The organism is Nitrospira sp. SG-bin1 (genome assembly GCA_002083365.1).
GTDB lineage: Bacteria > Nitrospirota > Nitrospiria > Nitrospirales > Nitrospiraceae > Nitrospira_D.
This window is the reverse complement of record LVWS01000041.1, coordinates 1-16,116: the sequence shown is the minus strand read 5'-3', so window position 1 is coordinate 16,116 and position 16,116 is coordinate 1. Positions and strand designations below refer to the sequence as shown.

At 58.0% G+C, this 16,116-nt stretch carries 14 protein-coding genes; 7 read left to right on the top strand and 7 right to left on the bottom strand.

Annotated features, from left to right (window positions below; all coding sequences use genetic code 11):
- Nucleotide 1 precedes the first annotated feature (1 nt).
- From A4E19_20630 to A4E19_20610, 5 genes are all read right to left on the bottom strand, one after another.
- A complete protein-coding gene (locus A4E19_20630; protein OQW31061.1) occupies nt 2-1,033 on the bottom strand; it encodes a hypothetical protein in 1,032 nt (343 codons plus the stop codon).
- Between the two features lie 115 nt (nt 1,034-1,148).
- The gene (locus A4E19_20625) at nt 1,149-1,556 is read right to left on the bottom strand and encodes an anti-sigma regulatory factor (protein OQW31060.1); all 408 of its coding nucleotides are present in this window, start codon (nt 1,554-1,556) and stop codon (nt 1,149-1,151) included.
- Nucleotides 1,537-1,920 carry an anti-anti-sigma factor gene (locus A4E19_20620; GenBank protein OQW31059.1) on the bottom strand — a complete coding sequence of 128 codons (384 nt, stop codon included), beginning with the start codon at nt 1,918-1,920 and terminating at the stop codon, nt 1,537-1,539. Before A4E19_20620 ends, A4E19_20625 begins: the two co-directional genes overlap by 20 nt.
- A gap of 92 nt (nt 1,921-2,012) precedes the next feature.
- Nucleotides 2,013-2,870 carry an anti-anti-sigma factor gene (locus tag A4E19_20615; GenBank protein OQW31058.1) on the bottom strand — a complete coding sequence of 286 codons (858 nt, stop codon included), beginning with the start codon at nt 2,868-2,870 and terminating at the stop codon, nt 2,013-2,015.
- 127 nt (nt 2,871-2,997) lie between these two features.
- Nucleotides 2,998-3,687 carry a hypothetical protein gene (locus tag A4E19_20610; GenBank protein OQW31057.1) on the bottom strand — a complete coding sequence of 230 codons (690 nt, stop codon included), beginning with the start codon at nt 3,685-3,687 and terminating at the stop codon, nt 2,998-3,000.
- A gap of 344 nt (nt 3,688-4,031) precedes the next feature.
- Between A4E19_20610 and A4E19_20605 the strand changes: the two genes are divergently transcribed.
- The 7 genes from A4E19_20605 to A4E19_20575 all read left to right on the top strand — a co-directional run bounded on the left by A4E19_20605 (nt 4,032) and on the right by A4E19_20575 (nt 12,257).
- A complete protein-coding gene (locus tag A4E19_20605) occupies nt 4,032-4,517 on the top strand; it encodes a gluconate kinase (protein OQW31056.1) in 486 nt (161 codons plus the stop codon).
- Nucleotides 4,518-4,610: 93 nt separating this feature from the next.
- Nucleotides 4,611-5,849 carry a hypothetical protein gene (locus tag A4E19_20600; GenBank protein ID OQW31055.1) on the top strand — a complete coding sequence of 413 codons (1,239 nt, stop codon included), beginning with the start codon at nt 4,611-4,613 and terminating at the stop codon, nt 5,847-5,849.
- 15 nt (nt 5,850-5,864) lie between these two features.
- On the top strand, nt 5,865-8,753 hold the full coding sequence (locus tag A4E19_20595; protein ID OQW31054.1) for a hypothetical protein: 2,889 nt from the start codon (nt 5,865-5,867) through the stop codon (nt 8,751-8,753).
- Between the two features lie 295 nt (nt 8,754-9,048).
- Nucleotides 9,049-9,486 (top strand): hypothetical protein, encoded by a 438-nt coding sequence (locus A4E19_20590; protein OQW31053.1) that lies wholly within the window; start codon nt 9,049-9,051, stop codon nt 9,484-9,486.
- A complete protein-coding gene (locus tag A4E19_20585; GenBank protein OQW31052.1) occupies nt 9,450-10,064 on the top strand; it encodes a hypothetical protein in 615 nt (204 codons plus the stop codon). Before A4E19_20590 ends, A4E19_20585 begins: the two co-directional genes overlap by 37 nt.
- 111 nt (nt 10,065-10,175) lie before the next feature.
- Nucleotides 10,176-11,045, top strand: a complete 870-nt coding sequence (locus A4E19_20580) for a Ku protein (GenBank protein ID OQW31051.1) — start codon at nt 10,176-10,178, stop codon at nt 11,043-11,045.
- A gap of 345 nt (nt 11,046-11,390) precedes the next feature.
- Nucleotides 11,391-12,257 (top strand): hypothetical protein, encoded by an 867-nt coding sequence (locus tag A4E19_20575; protein OQW31050.1) that lies wholly within the window; start codon nt 11,391-11,393, stop codon nt 12,255-12,257.
- A 216-nt stretch (nt 12,258-12,473) separates the two neighbouring features.
- Here the strand turns inward: A4E19_20575 and A4E19_20570 are convergent, their stop codons facing one another.
- A complete protein-coding gene (locus tag A4E19_20570; protein OQW31049.1) occupies nt 12,474-14,069 on the bottom strand; it encodes an alpha-amylase in 1,596 nt (531 codons plus the stop codon).
- 30 nt (nt 14,070-14,099) lie between these two features.
- Nucleotides 14,100-15,743 (bottom strand): hypothetical protein, encoded by a 1,644-nt coding sequence (locus A4E19_20565; GenBank protein OQW31071.1) that lies wholly within the window; start codon nt 15,741-15,743, stop codon nt 14,100-14,102.
- Nucleotides 15,744-16,116 lie beyond the last annotated feature (373 nt).

Here is a 16,116-nt window from a genome sequence, read left to right as displayed (position 1 = left end):
TTCAGAACTCCGTAGAGATGGTGCGGCATGGGTCCTTCACCACTAGCACCGTCGCGTCGTCCCGCCCACGCGTAAAATCCCGATACAAGATGCCGGCGATGAGGCTCGGGTCACGCGACAACAACCCTGGGTACTGATTGAAATCCCAATGAGTGCCAATCCCGTCGCTGTGCAGCAGAAGCAAGGCATTCTTGTTCCATGGTTGAGTATATTCAGTCGCGCTTCGGCATTCATGGCCCAGGATGCCGTTGTGAGAAACGAGATGGCGCCGTTCGTCGCCGTTCAGGACGACCGCGGCGATGTTCCCGATTCCTGAAAAGCGAACCATTGCGACCTCGGTATCCAGTACGGCGACGGCAAAGGCGGCCCCTCTTGTGGGTTTCGCGGCCTCATGAGCGGCCCGCAAAAGCTCAATCGCGGATCGTTTGCCCTCCGCCTGTCGGACGGCAGCCACGGCCGGCTGTGCCGCTGCCGCTGCGATCATGCCGTGTCCCAGGCCGTCCGCCAGGGCACAGGTCCATCCGTCCGCGAACCATCGCACCGTCCATTGATCTCCACAGACTGTCTCCCCGGGCTTGGCCTGATGAACCACGCCCAGAGCCCCGCCGTGAGAAGACAGCGTTGGCGAGTGGCGGCTCCATATCCTTGCGACGACGACGGTTCCCTTGCCGGCCTGCGAGTACAAATCGAATTCGCCGGCGGTCCGTTGCAACGCGCCCAATCCGGAACCGGGGCTTCCGGCTGTCGAATAGCCGTCGCCGAGTGCGCGGGCCACATCGTGGATGCCGGGACCCCGGTCCAACGACAACACTTCGATTCCCGCTGTTCCGTTCCGTTCGATAGGCCGTATCAAAAGTTCGCCGCGGGTCGCATGTTTGACGAGGTTGGTGGCCAACTCGGTGACGACCAAGGCCACCTTGCTGATCTCTTGTTCGTCCAAGCCTTCTTGTTGCGCAAGCCGGACCGCCTCTCGACGTGCCGCCGACGGCTGGCTGGATTCGGTGACGGGCACACAGAGTTGCGACGACGGCATGTTTCGTGTTCCTGGTTTCGCGTTTGGCGTTCACGCGACGACGACTACCGACTGCTTTTCTCTTTCTCCTCCGAGGAACCCCTACCCATAAATCCGTGACTTGCGACTCGAACGTTCACGGCGTCCATCGCACGATCGTCACGGCTGTGCCCTTGCCTGGTTCCGATCGAATGTCGAACTCATTGACCAACCGCTTGGCGCCGCCTAGTCCCAATCCCAGACCGCCCCCAGTCGAGAACCCGTCTTTCATGGCTTGGTCGATATCGACGATGCCGGGCCCTTGGTCGACAAAAACGGCCTTCACCCCGCGCCGACCGTCTCGGTTGACCGTCTGAATGTGCATCGTCCCGCCTCCTCCATGCAGCAGCGTATTGCGGGCCAGCTCGCTCGCGGCCGTCACGAGTTTCGTCTGGTCGACCAAGGACAATCCCTGTGTCGCCGCGCAGTCGCGCACCAACCGGCGTGCCTTGATGATGTCGTCGGTGGACCGCACGTCCATCGTCTCATCGCGCAAGACGGCCATTGGTCGCCACCTTTCCGTTCGATTTGAGCAAGGCCATGCCGGCGTCCACGTTGAGCGCGGTTCGCACGCCGGGGAGAGCCATGCCCAATTCGACCAAGGTGATGGCGACGGCCGGTCGCATGCCGACGACGACGGTTTCCGCGTCCAAGACGCGCGACATGGACGCAATGTTTCCGATCATGCGGCCGATGAAGGAGTCCACCACGTCGACGGAGGAGATATCGAGCAACACGCCGCTCGACCGTTGCTTCACGATTTGATCGGTCAGCTCCTCCTGAAGCGTCATGGCCACGCGATCATGCATGTCGACTTGGATCGTCACCAGCAGATATGGTCCCATTTTCAGGATCGGGATTCGCTCCATTGTCCTTCTCTCCACATCTTCTGTCCTAGGACACCGGGTGCTTCGGGGTAGGCACCCCGCGCATCGGTCCCGGTTCACGCTCGCGTCCGCGCTTATACCGAAACGGTGTCTTTGGCGATCGTGGCGCCCGTTCGCTGCAAGGCGATCCGAAACGCATCCGCCAGCGTGGACTTCGTGATGATATCGTTCAGGTTGACTCCCAAATGGACGATCGTCTGAGCGATTTGCGGGCGAATGCCGCTGATGATGCAATCGGCTCCCATCAGGCGGGCCGCCGACACCGTCTTCATCAAGTGCTGCGCGACGAGCGTATCGACCGTCGGCACACCGGTGATATCGATGACGGCGATCCGGGCTCCGGTTTCCACGATCCGCTGAAGCAGGTTTTCCATCACCACCTGCGTGCGGGCGCTGTCGAGTGTGCCGATCAACGGGAGGGCGAGAATTTCATCCCATAACTGGACGACCGGAGTGGAGAGCTCGAGGAGTTCCTGTTGTTGGCGCGCGATCACCTCCTCGCGGCTTTTTTGATAGACTTCCGTCGTATGCAGTCCCAATTTATCCAACAGTACCGTCAGTTCCCATAGTTCCTTCGCCATCGTCTGTGCATCCAGCCCTTGACGCTGTTGGACGACATCGAAGAGCGGTTGCTTCAAGGAGAGTACAAAGGTGGCGGTCTCGCTCGGGCTGAATCCCTGCTGCGCCCGAGAACGGGTGATGTCCGCAAGGCAATCCTTGAGCTCTTTCCACTCGGGCGACGCACTATCCCAGTTGTGTTGGATCGCCTCCACGAACAGGCTCAGGAAACGACGGGATTCCTCCCGTAACTGTTGCTCCTTGATCAAATCCCGCCTGAGCGTCATGGAGCTCAGTTGGTAGCCGATCCATTCCTTCAGAATATGCTCTTCACGACCGCGAAAATCCGATGCGAGATGCGATGACTGGGGCATGGGCCAACCCTCCCTCCCGTGGTTAGGTCACGATGTATGGATGTATGGATGTATGATTGAGGCGATCGGAATGTCGCACCGACCCCGTCGATCTTCTTCGCCGCCATGGTGGCCTGATCCATCACGATCAGGCCGCGCCACTGACGCGGTCCCTGTCCGCAGGCGACATGTTGAACGGCCTGTATTTAGACCAGGCATGCCTGGGTGAATGATCGGCACGTTGAGGCCGGTGTCGGTATTCGAGCCATGACTCGAAGCAGTTCAGGGTTTCGACAGCGGCCTCGACCGCGAGAATATGCAGTTCCGGCTCTCCCACTGCCGACGTCATCGCGTGCTTGAATTCCTCCCCATACTCGTCCATAGGTTCACGACTGCGAGAGAAGAATGATGCGCCTCGCGACGGATCGATGCCGAGCTTTTCGAGTGCGTGCATGCCGGCGATCAGTCCTTCCACAGGGGGATCGTCGATGGCATACAACACGCCGAACGCCTGCGGAAGAGAAGGAGCCGCAGGGAGGCGCCCACAAAGCGGCAGCCTTGCCAAATCAGCCTCGGTCATACCGAGCGACAACAGGTCTTGCTCCAAATGTGGAACCTTGCAGCGCTGCAGAAGATAACGTGAAGGAAGGAGGGGGCCCGCGAGGACGATGAGCTTACGTTCCAGCGGTTTATAGAATCCCAAAAAGTCTTGGAGCAACCGTCGATAATCGTAGAGGTCGAAGTGCGGGCAACACAGAGCCATCCGACGTTCAAGGCGTCTATGAGCCAGGCGGGTGGCCTGATGTAGTCGTTCAAACAGAGGGCTACGGTCGAGCATGGCGGCCTCCGTACTGAGTGGTGGGGCGGTTGATAAAAAGCCGATTCACTCTATGGATTTTGACCGTGGATTACGCCTCGGGAAGCCCCTAGTCCCACGGGATGGACCAGTCACCGTCGAGACTTCGTGATGGACGTGTTCCACTTACAGTTCAGCGACATTCATGGCTTACTTCGGATAGGGATGGATCTTCGGTCGGGCACTCCTGCTCGTCGGCGATGCGCCGAGCGGCATCCGTTTCGTTCACCCATAGCTGTCAGTCATTCTGAAAGTGGACTAGGCTTCAGCCTAGTTCGTTTGATCGACGAACACTCCCTAGGGTGATGGATACAGGAGTCTCGGCGATGGTGATCATCGTGTTCGGAGTGACCGGCACGGGTAAAACACGTGTGGGAAGCGCGTTGGCGAAGGCGCTGGGATGGAGGTTCATCGACGCGGATGATTTTCACGAAGAGGCGAACCTCGCCAAGTTGAACCGAGGCGTTCCCTTGAACGATGAAGACCGCTGGCCCTGGCTCTCTCGTCTCCGCGACACGATTGAGGACATTCTGTCGCAACGCCGAAACGCCGTGCTGGCCTGTTCGGCACTCAAACGTGCATACCGTCGGTATTTGCGTGTGGGGCCGGAGGTCCTGTTCGTGTATTTGCGGACCGAAGCGCGTGTGCTGGAAGAGCGACTCAAAGGACGCCGCGGTCACTTCATGAACCCGGCGTTGCTTCAAAGCCAGTTGAAAACGTTGGAAGAACCTCTCGACGACACGCTGACCGTCGATACCGCCCGCAGTCCGGATACGATCGTGCGATTGATCCGAGAGACCTTGGCGCTCTAGGCATCGTCAAAAAATTGGGCCGATGTGGCGAACATTCACCTCGGGTATTTACGAGTGCCTCTTCGAACTCACGGTCGATAGGATGACGCCGTCATGAGGCCTGTCCGGGTTCTGGCGATGATCATGGCGGGAGGAAAAGGCGAACGGCTCATGCCGCTGACGGCCGTGCGCAGCAAACCGGCCGTGCCGTTCGGAGGGAAATATCGAATCATCGATTTTGTTCTGAGCAACATGCTCAATTCGGGCATCTCGGCCAACTATGTGCTGGTGCAATATCGCTCCCAATCGTTGATCGAGCATGTGCGGGAATCATGGAGCACCGCGGGACGCCTGAAAGACCAGTTCATTACCGTCGTTCCACCTCAAATGCGCGCGCGAGGCGGGTGGTATGAGGGGACGGCCGACGCGGTCTATCACAACCTGAATCTTATCGTCGATTTCCGTCCCGACGTCGTGGCCGTATTCGGGGCGGACCATATTTTTCGAATGGATGTGTCGCAGATGATTCAATTCCATCGTGAATGCGGGGCCGAAGCCACGGTGGCGGCGTTGCCCGTGCCGATCGAGCAGTCGTCTCAATTCGGCATTCTTGAGATCGATCATACGGACCGACTGGTCGGATTCGAGGAAAAACCCAAAACGCCCCGCGCCATGCCGGGACATCCCCATTTGGCGCTTTCTTCCATGGGGAACTATATCTTCGATACTTCCGTATTATTGCGCACCTTGGAGCGGGATGCCGCCCGTCCAGGCAGTCACGATTTCGGCCGCAATGTCATTCCCGATCTCATCCAAGGCCGGAAGGTCTACGCGTATGATTTCCTGCGCAACGACGTGCCGGGTCTGCGTCCGCATGAAGAGCGGGGGTACTGGCGCGATGTCGGCACGCTGGACGCCTATTGGCAGAGCAATATGGATCTGTTGGGAGAGAAGCCGCCGCTTGACCTGCGAAACGGACAGTGGCCGATCGCCGCGGGCGTATATGACGGTCCCATGGCTTCGATGGTTCGGAGCTATGCGGACAACTCCATGATCGGCCAAGGAAGCCATATCGTGGATGCGGACATTCGGTCTTCCGTGATCGGCCGCGGGGTTCGGATCGAGTCGGGCGCCCGCCTCGAAGAGTGCGTCATCATGGACGGTGTGCACATCGGGGCGCACGCACGATTGCACCGCGTGATCGCGGACCGATTCAGCAGTATCCCCGCCGACAGCGATATCGGTTTTCAGGACTCGCCTCAACTTCCCGGATGCCATCTCACGCCGACCGGCCTGGTCGTCATTCCGCGCGACGCCAAAGTGCCGATGAATTTCATGGAACCTGTTTCCTGAGCCAATGGAGTCGTGATGTCCGGCCGTCGCTTGCTGGCCACGTATCGGCTTCAACTCCATGCCGACTTCGGATTTCGCCGGGCGCGTGCCCTTACCGCCTATCTCCACGATCTCGGGATCACCCATTGTTACAGTTCGTCCATCCTTGCCGCCATGCCCGGGAGCCTGCACGGCTATGATGTCATCGACCCGTCGCGTCTCAATCCTGAACTCGGGACGGAAGAGGAATTCAGAGCCTGGTCCAAAAGTTTGAACGATTGCGGCATGGGGCTGATTCTCGACGTCGTTCCCAATCACATGGGAATCGCCAAAGCCTTGAATCAATGGTGGTATGACGTGCTGGAAAACGGACCGTCGTCCCGTTATGCGGGAGCGTTCGATATCGATTGGCATCCCCTCAAGCGGGAATTGCACAACAAGGTCCTGCTTCCGATCCTATCGGATCACTACGGGGTCGTGCTTGAACGACAAGAGATCGCGGTCGCCTACGAAGAAGACCGCTTTGTCATCCGCTGTGGAGACCACCGGCTGCCGCTCGCTCCAACATCGTGGAGCACGCTCTTGTCGCATCGGCTCGACACGTTGTTGTCCGACGAGGCGGCGCAGGCCGAAAGCGACGGACTCATGGAATTGCAGAGCATTCTGACCGCCATTCGCCATCTTCCCGATCGCGAGGACAGCACGCCGGATGAGCGCGAGGAACGGGAACGAGAGAAAGAGGTCATCCGGAGACGCATCGCCGCCCTCATGGCGGGCCATCAACGTATCGCGGCATTCGTTCATGACAATATCCGTCTTTTCAATGGGAGCGTGGGAGACCCGCGCAGTTTCGATCTGCTGGACGCATTGCTCGACCAACAGGCCTATCGATTGGCCTCATGGAAGGTCGCCTCGGAAGAGATCAACTACCGTCGATTTTTCGACATCAACGATCTCGCCGCGATCCGCGTAGAAGAAGGTTCCGTGTTCGAGGCGACGCATGCCGTCGTGTTTCAGCTCCTTCGAGACGGCGCGGCGGCGGGAGTCCGTATCGACCATGTCGACGGGCTCTACGATCCCGCCGCGTATCTTCGACAATTGCAGAGCCGGGCCGGGATCGAGTTGAGCGGTCACTCGTCGGGAGAGCGGCCGTTGTTCGTCGTCGTCGAAAAAATACTCGGGTGGGATGAATCGTTGCCGGAATCCTGGCCGATCGACGGCACCACGGGATATGAGTTTCTCAATATGGTCAACGGATTGTTCGTGGATCCCACCCGGGAACGAGCCTTCAGCGATCTCTATCGGCGCATAACCGGGCGCACTCAGTCGTACGCCGATGTGGCGTACGGCGCAAAACAGCTGATCATGCGGGCCTCCATGGCGAGCGAGATCAACGTGCTCGGCCATCAGCTCAATCTCCTGTCCGAGCGGGATCGGCGATCGAGAGACTTCACGCTCAACAGTCTGACCAATGCCATCCGGGAAATCATCGCCTGTTTCCCCGTGTACCGGACCTATGTGACGGTGGGAGCGGAGCCGGTCAGTGAGCGAGACCGTGCGTACATCCATAGGGCGGTGGCCCAAGCCAAACGGCGCAATCCTACAATCGGCGGCGAGGTGTTCGACTTTATTCGGGGGCTTCTGTTGAAGGAACATCGCCACGCAGTCGTCAAAACCGAAGAGTATGAACGCTTCGTCATGAAGTTCCAGCAGACCACGAGTCCGGTGACGGCCAAGGGCATCGAAGATACCCTGTTTTATCGGTATAACCGGCTCTTGTCTCTCAATGAAGTCGGAGGAGACCCGCAACAATTCGGGATCGCTCCGGAGGTGTTCCATCGCCGTATGGTCGACCGGCTGGCTCGATGGCCCAAGGGGTTGTCGGCCACCGCGACGCACGATACCAAGCGGGGGGAAGATGCGCGTGCCCGATTGAATGTCCTGTCCGAGATCCCCGATGAATGGAAGGCACGGGTGACCAGGTGGCGGAAGTTGAATGCCAGATATCGTGCGAGGCAGGACAACGACGACATCCCGGACGCCAACGATGAGTATCTGCTCTATCAAACGCTCCTGGGGGCCTGGCCGCCGGGTGATCTGCGTCCGGAGGAACGCGATACCTTGTGTGCCCGCATCCGGCAATACATGGAGAAGGCCGTACACGAGGCCAAGGTCCATACCAGCTGGATCAACCCGAATCGTGAGTACGACGAGGGCGTGCGGCGCTTCGTTCAGGCGATCCTCGACGGCAGCCGCACCAACAAATTTCTCGACGACTTCTTGCCCTTCCAGAAGCGGATCGCCCGGGCCGGACTCATCAATTCCCTGGCACAGACGCTCGTCAAGATCACGGCGCCGGGGACTCCCGATTTTTATCAAGGGTCGGAACTGTGGGATTGGAACCTCGTGGACCCCGACAATCGGCGTCCCGTCGATTACGGGCATCGATTCGCTCTCCTCCAGGAACTCAAGGACATACTTGCGCGGCCGGAGCGGACCGACGCCGTTCGAGACCTCCAAAGTCATCCCGAGGACGGCCGCATCAAGCTGTACCTCATTGTGGCAGGTCTTCACTGTCGCCGAAGGCATGCGGACGTCTTTGAACAGGGCAGATACGTCCCGCTCGAGACGGAGGGGCCTGAAGCGAATCACCTTCTTGCCTTTGCTCGCCTTCACGAGTCGCAGATGGTCATGGCGGCTGTGCCGAGGCTGATCGCCGTACGACTGGCGGAAACGACGGTGTCGCCGTGGGATGAGACATGGATCACGATACCGTCGGAGTGGGGGACCCGACGGTTTCAGGACGTTCTCACCGGACGTTCGATCGTTCCCGATCGTTTGGGAGAACGGTATAGGGTACGAGGTTCGGACGTCTTTGCCGCCTGTCCGGTGGGGCTTTGTGTCGCAGATTCACACCCCTTGTGACGATGATCGCGGAGCAAAATCTAGGGCGTTGCCGAGTGGCTCGTTCGAGGCAGCCTGATAGGATCTAGCCGAAGAACACATCATGTGGCGGAGAAAGAGGTCGGCGACGAGGACGAACGGAGGACGACATGCATCTGTACTTTCCGGATCATGTCACGCATGAAAGCGAATCGACGATGAGGAGAGGAAAGTATCTTATCAACCGTGCGGAAGCGATCATGCAACGGTATCCCTGGGTTGTGCTTACGATGGGAGCGGGACTGGGCTATCTTGCATCTCGACGTCGGAGGTTGCCGTGACGATTCAAGAAGACACGCATGGACAGGCCGCGCACACGTCGAGGAACGGCATCATCGGTCTCCTCGGCGGATTGATCGGGGATGTGCGGACATTGTTTCGGCAAGAGCTTCGACTCATGCGGGACGAGTTCTTTGCGGAGACCGTCAAGATACGCCAAGGGGCCGTCGCGGTGGGAGCCGGGATCGCGTTCACGGCCCTCGGAGGCCTGTTCGCCCTGCTCATGTTGGTGCAGATGCTTCATGAATTCGCCGGTCTTCCCCTGTGGGCTTCGTACGGGCTGGTCGGTCTCGTGCTCCTGGCCGTGGGGTTTGCACTGGTGATCAAGGGTAAAAACTCGTTGCAGAGCTTCGACCTCATGCCGCACCGAACTCTGCATTCAATGAAGGAAAACGCACAATGGATCAAAGAGCAAGTATTGTCGAGCAAGACATAAAGGATATTCTCGAAACCCGACTCGAGATCGGCCGAAAGATTCAGTTGCTGGACGAAAAGGCCCGATATGAATGGGAGAACGCGAAGTCGACATGGTCCGGGCTCACCTCCAACATGGGAGAGACGGGAAAGGAATTGATCGATCGATCCGCTCGGGTGCTGAATCCCGTTCGGCAGATGAACGTGAGGCCTTGGGCCGCGCTGGGCGGCATGGTGCTGTTCGGTTATGTCGTCGGCATGTTGGGGAAGAACTATCGCCGCCAGAAAGTGTATCCCTATTATCCCCCTCAGGCCCGGGGAGCGTCGGTCATGCCTTCGGAGGAAAAGAAGGAAGCTCGAGAAACGGAGCCCGGCGTCTATCCCTATTTCCCGGGACCGCATCGGGAGGCCGGCAAAGACCGCTCAAACTTCGTGTCCGATTTATGGGGCGACGTGAAAGGCAATGTTCAGACGGAGTTGCAGCGTTCCAAAGAGGCGATCGTGTACGCTCTTCGCGAATTCACGCGGGATATGGCCAAAGAAATCGTGCCGACGATCCTGAAGTCCATGACGTCTCACCCGCGTGGATCCCGCCGATAACATCGCCTCGTTCCCCACATCAAGGGCCGTTGCGGAAACGTCGAGCGCCCGCCCGTTCTTCGCCGCGGCCTGAGGCCACACCGATGGACAGGTAAGACCGAAGAGGATGCCATGCCGCGTACTCTGTGGAAAGGTGCCATCAGTTTCGGCCTCGTCCATATCCCCGTCGGACTCTATTCGGCCGAGAAGCGAAACAGTTTCGATCTGACCATGCTGGACCGCCGTGACATGAAGCCCGTCGGATTCAAACGATACAACAAGGAGACCGGAGAAGACGTGCCCTGGGACCAGATCGTCAAAGGATACGAGTATGAGAAAGGACGCTACGTCGTCCTCACCGAGGAAGATTTCCGACGCGCCAACGTCGAGGCCACGCAGACGATCGACATTCTCCGTTTCGTGGAAGAAAACCGGATCGCGCCGATGTATTTTGAAACACCCTATTACTTGGCTCCGGACCGGCGAGGTGAAAAAGGTTATGCGCTGTTGCGGGAGACCCTGCGGCAGACCCACAAGGTCGGCATCGCGAACGTCGTGATCCGCACGCGCCAGTATGTGGCCGCACTGATTCCGATGGACGACATGATCGTCATGAACACACTCCGATATGCCAATGAGGTCAGGGCCGCCGACGAACTGGAGCTTCCGCCGAAGAATGTGAAAGCCGTCGGAGTGACGTCCCGTGAATCAGAGATGGCCGTCAAGCTGGTCGAAGAAATGACGGGCGACTGGAAGCCTGAAGACTATCACGATACCTATCATGAGGATCTGCTCAAGCTGATCGACAAACGAATCAAGGCCGGAGAAACCGAGGTCGTCAGCACGGAAATCCCCGAGGTCGAGGAGAAGCCGAGCCGAGGAGACGTGGTCGACCTGATGGCGTTGCTCAAACGAAGCGTACAAGACAAGTCCAAGCAACGGTCTGCTTCAGCGCATCGCCGTGAACGACGCTCGGACGGATTTCGGCGTAAAACGGCCTGAGCGCACGCAATGGGTGTGGTATCGCTCATCGTCTCGTCTTGACCGAGCCGGAATAACCCCTAGCTCCCTTCACTGAGGCCTCTTTTGATTCGTGTTCTGAGCACGATATTGCGGATGTTTTGCGCGATGCCGGACAGTCTGTCCGTTCGTTCGCATCCGGACTTTCACGATGCGTGAGAGCACGCGGGCAGGTCGTAATCAATACCGATACGAATCCTCAGTATTTCTTCTGAAACGTGACGGCTCGATCGTGCAACCATCGATCAGATGCCGGATGTCGGTAGAAGGCTCGTATTTTGCAGCCCTCCCGCATATGTCGAAACTTTTAACGGGAGGTTTGTCCTTATGAAACTGAGACACATGATCGTGCCAGGGGTCCTTGGCCTATTGGCCGGTGTCACGATGTCGTATGCCCAGACGACGGTGGATCCCGACACGGGGCGGACCATGCCGCGTGATCGTACCGTAGCCGATGAACGCGTCCCGCGTGATCGCGTGGTGGTCGAAGAACGTGTCGTGGAGCATAGGCGATCGGGGGAAGTCTATCTGGGCGGATTCGGCGGGTTCACGTTGGGACACAGTTTTTCGAGCATCGACGGAAGAGGAACGCTCGGAGGACAGGAGTTCGGGAGCTTCGATCTGGCCAATTCGGTGATCTACGGAGCGAAAATCGGCTACTTCCATCCGGGGCGACTGAGCTGGCTGGGTCTTGAAATGGAAGGGTTCAATACCACGCCGCATTTAGAGCAAAACGCCGCCTTCCCCGGATCGAACCTGCGTGTGACCACCCTCGCGTTCAATGTGATTGCCAGAACAAGGCTCGCCTGTCCGGACCGTAATCGGAATGATCGCGAGTACGATCGTACCCGCCAGGGGACCTCCTCCAGAGAGGGTCGCACGCACTATTATGAAGATCACTCGACCGCGGATGACAACGCGAAATGTCCGTTCCAAGTGTATGCCGGAGCCGGTCCGGCCATATTCTTTGCCGAGACATCCAATCAATTCGGGCGCAGCACGGACAACTTGGAAGTCGGCCTGAATGCGCTGGCTGGCATGAAATATTTCGTGCATCGAAACGTGTCGATCTTCGGCGAGTACAAGTTCAACTATGCCGGGTTTGATTTCCCCCAGCTCCAAGGGACCACGGCCGGAGTCGAGGGTAACTACAAGGCCAGTCATTTCGTGGGCGGATTGGCCGTCCACTTCTAGGTGCTTCTAGGTGTGCCCGAGCCGGGATCCGTGTGGAGCACTCACTGGAACGTGCCCTGTTTGAAGCCGGCCCCGACAGTTCTTTCTGTCGGGGCCGCCCTTGCGGCGGAGGTCCTTAGGATTTGCAATCCTGACACTGCATCTCATAATTGCTATGTGCTCACAACGTTTTCATTGCCCGTCATAATTACGACGAAGCCATATCACCTGACGGTCTTATTCAAGAGCGGCTACGATGCCCTCGTTGCCGCGCAGTCTTAACTCACCATCCAATCCCTCGCTCCCACGATCCATGCCGGTCGAGAGCAGTATCGTGCCGCGAGCCTGAACGGGAGCCAGCCGAGGCCGAGCAGAAAAATTCAAGCCGATCAGCAGACGACGTGTGTCGAGTTCCCGCTGGTAGAGCATCACCTCGTCCGTGACCGACAGGAGTCGGTACGACCCGAGAACCAACGTTTCTTCGGCATTGCGCAGGCGAATTAATTCACGATATAGGACCAACATGGATTGAGGGTCCTGGCGCTCCACCTCAACATTCACGGTTGCGGCGGCCTGATCAACGGGTAGCCATGGTGTGCCCGCCGTAAAACCGGCATGTGGTGAGGTATCCCATTGCATCGGCGTTCGAACCGGATCACGACCGAGACCAATACCAGAGACGTTTTTCTCCCAAGGATCTTGAATGAGATGCGGTGGAATCGGGACGTCCGCCATGCCGATTTCATCGCCATAATAAATGGTCGGAGTCCCCCGCAACGTCAGCAAGAGCATCGCTGCAATGCGCGCCTGAGGCAGTCCGACGCGGCTGGCGATGCGCGATTTGTCGTGATTGCTCAACACCCAGTTCGGCCAGCCATGAGCCGGCAGCGCGGCCTCGTAGGTTTGCACCGCGGCTGCGACGGCAGCGGCATGCCAAGGTTCCTCAATGAGCTGGAAGTTGAACGGCAGATGACAGCCGTCGCCTCCGGTGCCGTAATAGGTGATAAGGCGCTCCACCGGAAGGTAAATTTCCCCGATCATGAGTCGGTCCGGATATTCGTCCATCACAGACCGCATTCCCGCGATGATGTGATGCACTTCAGGTCGGTCGGTGGTATAGGTGGCGAGCAAACGGCGATAGGGCCAGTCGCCTGCTCGATAGTGCGGATTCGGCGGGTTGGCGCGGAACTGATCGTCTTTGATGAGATGCCAGATCACATCGACACGGAACCCGTCGACGCCTCTGTCCAACCAAAACCGCATGACCTCGTGCATGGCCTGTCGGACGTCGGGATTGCGCCAATTGAGATCCGGCTGCTGTGCGAGGTATGCGTGATAATAGTACTGACACGTGCCTGCATCGAACTCCCAGGCGCTGCCGCCGAACGTGCTGAGCCAATTATTGGGAGGGCCTCCGTCCGATGCAGGATCTTTCCAGATGTACCAGCCCCTTTTGGGATTGTTCCGGGAGGAGCGCGATTCGAGAAACCAGGGATGTTGTGACGATGTATGGTTGGGTACGAGGTCCAGGATCACTCTGATGCCAAGACGATGGGCGGACGCCAGCAGCCGGTCAAAATCATCCATGGTTCCGAAGATCCGATGGATGGCTCGGTGATCGGAAATGTCATAGCCGAAGTCCGCCATCGGCGAGGGATAGATCGGCGATATCCATACGGCGTCGATTCCGAGCCAGTGGAGGTATTCAAGTTTGGAGATGACGCCGGGCAAGTCGCCGATCCCGTCGCCGTTGCTGTCGGCGAAGGAACGGGGATAGATGTGATAGATGATTCCTCGTTGCCACCACTGAACGGTGAGACAAGCCTGGCTCATGTAGCGTTACTGAATCAATGATCCGCCATTTTAATGATAGGTTTTCTCGACTCGGTACCAACCATATCCGTATGAAGGGATCTCAAGTCGGTGCGAGTCACCATGTGATCGACAATCGTTCGGCAGTAGCGGAGTTAAGGTCGTTTCCGGTTCCCGGTCCAGGCGGACCGAGGCGGCTTTCTCGGCCAAGTTATGAACAGCGATCAGACGCTGTCCCTTCCATTCGCAAGAATGGGCAAAGATACCTGGTTCTCCGGTGGCCAGTACCCGGCACATTCCCCATCCCCATTCCGGACATTGGCGTCTCAGCCGGATGAGCCGCTTTGCGATATTCAAGGTCGAGTCCTGCTCGACGACCTGCCTATCGACATTGATGCGTCGATAACTGAACTGCCCTTTGGTTACGACGGGCACCGTCAAAACCTGCGCCGCTGCGGTGGAAAAACCCGCATGGCGTGCCGAGGACCATTGCATGGGCGTACGTACCGCATTGCGACCGTCCAACGACAGGTTTTCACCCATGCCGATCTCATCCCCGTAGATCAACATCGGCGTGCCGGGCAATGAGAAGAGAAGACTCAATGCCATACGAACTTTGCGGGGGTCGCCCAGCATCGGTGCGAGCCGTCTGCGGATGCCTCGGCCGAAGATTCGCATCTCCGGATCCGGTGCGAAGGCGACATAGACCTGTTCGCGCTCATCCTCGGTCAGCCGTTCGAGGTCCAGCTCATCGAGATTACGTAAGAAATTGATCCATTGGCATTCGTGGGGAATGGAGGGCAACAGACGAAGCGCCCGCTCGATCGGTTCGGCACGGCCGGTCGCGAGCGAGAGAAACAATAAATTGTCCAAGAAAAAATTGTACAGCAAATGCAATTCGGAACCTTCCCCGAAAAAAGCTCTCAGCTCCTCCAACTTCACATCGGCTTCTCCGAGCAGCGCCACATCCGTTCTGCGGGACGAGGCGAACGACCGTAGGTCGCGCAACACCTGATGAGGATCGTGCACCAAGGCAGGATCGGCGACGGGAATCGGAGATTCGATCATGTGAGACACGGCGTCCACTCGAAATCCGGAGACGCCGAAAGAGAGCCAAAAATCGATGACCCGTTTGATTTCCTCCCGTACCTCGGGATGCATCACGTCGAGATCCGGCTCAAAATGATAGAAGCGATGGTAATAATATTGACCGGCGACCTCATCGAAGGTCCACACCGATGATTCTTGGTCGGGAAAGATGTTGCCTTTCTCCGGCTCATGTGGCGGGGGGCTGTCCGTCCATGTGTAATAGCGTCGATACCGCGAGGCCGGATCTTGGCGGGCGGCCCGGAACCAAGGATGTTCATTGGACGTATGGTCCATGACGAGGTCGATCAATACGCGGATCCCCCGTTCTCCGGCCTTGCGCACGAACCTGTGAAACTCATCGAAGGTGCCGAGCCGCGGATCCACGCCCAAATAGTCGGTGACGTCATATCCGTTGTCGCGATTCGGAGAGGGGAAAAAGGGCAACAGCCAAACGCACGTCACGCCAAGATCGGTCAAATAATCCAATCGATCGATCAAACCGGGGAAATCACCGATCCCGTCTCCGTTGGAATCTTGAAACGTCGCCACATCGAGACCGTACAGGACGGCGTTCTTGTACCAAAGACCTTGATCACGTTCGTTCATGATTTGTGACGAGGGATTTCGCCGAGCATAAAAAAGCTCCGCTTTCTTTCGAAAGCGGAGCTTCCTGGGAATCGACAATTTTTATATTGCGGCTCATAACGTTTCCGCTATGTGTTCACAATATTTCCATTGTCGTTCTTGATTGTCACTGTACAGCACATCCGACTCCTGTGAGATTAGAAAGACCCCTAGTTCTGAAATTATTCTCCATGGACTTCCTTTCAAGGGCGCAGAGCCTACAATGCGACGGACTATCCTGCTCCCCTTGCAATGGAGACCACCTTCACGACATGGTCTTGAGCGGACCGAGGAGGTGGCGAGATGGCAACAGATATAACCGAACCCATTGAGCGGTGGACGGCGAAGCGCCGTG

Excerpts from the sequence above, each read along its gene's own strand:
- A4E19_20630 (OQW31061.1), bottom strand. The coding sequence starts at position 1,033 with ATGCCGTCGTCGCAACTCTGTGTGCCCGTCACCGAATCCAGCCAGCCG.
- A4E19_20625 (OQW31060.1), bottom strand. The coding sequence starts at position 1,556 with ATGGCCGTCTTGCGCGATGAGACGATGGACGTGCGGTCCACCGACGAC.
- A4E19_20620 (OQW31059.1), bottom strand. The coding sequence starts at position 1,920 with ATGGAGCGAATCCCGATCCTGAAAATGGGACCATATCTGCTGGTGACG.
- A4E19_20615 (OQW31058.1), bottom strand. The coding sequence starts at position 2,870 with ATGCCCCAGTCATCGCATCTCGCATCGGATTTTCGCGGTCGTGAAGAG.
- A4E19_20610 (OQW31057.1), bottom strand. The coding sequence starts at position 3,687 with ATGCTCGACCGTAGCCCTCTGTTTGAACGACTACATCAGGCCACCCGC.
- A4E19_20605 (OQW31056.1), top strand. The coding sequence starts at position 4,032 with ATGGTGATCATCGTGTTCGGAGTGACCGGCACGGGTAAAACACGTGTG.
- A4E19_20600 (OQW31055.1), top strand. The coding sequence starts at position 4,611 with ATGAGGCCTGTCCGGGTTCTGGCGATGATCATGGCGGGAGGAAAAGGC.
- A4E19_20595 (OQW31054.1), top strand. The coding sequence starts at position 5,865 with ATGTCCGGCCGTCGCTTGCTGGCCACGTATCGGCTTCAACTCCATGCC.
- A4E19_20585 (OQW31052.1), top strand. The coding sequence starts at position 9,450 with ATGGATCAAAGAGCAAGTATTGTCGAGCAAGACATAAAGGATATTCTC.
- A4E19_20580 (OQW31051.1), top strand. The coding sequence starts at position 10,176 with ATGCCGCGTACTCTGTGGAAAGGTGCCATCAGTTTCGGCCTCGTCCAT.
- A4E19_20575 (OQW31050.1), top strand. The coding sequence starts at position 11,391 with ATGAAACTGAGACACATGATCGTGCCAGGGGTCCTTGGCCTATTGGCC.
- A4E19_20570 (OQW31049.1), bottom strand. The coding sequence starts at position 14,069 with ATGAGCCAGGCTTGTCTCACCGTTCAGTGGTGGCAACGAGGAATCATC.
- A4E19_20565 (OQW31071.1), bottom strand. The coding sequence starts at position 15,743 with ATGAACGAACGTGATCAAGGTCTTTGGTACAAGAACGCCGTCCTGTAC.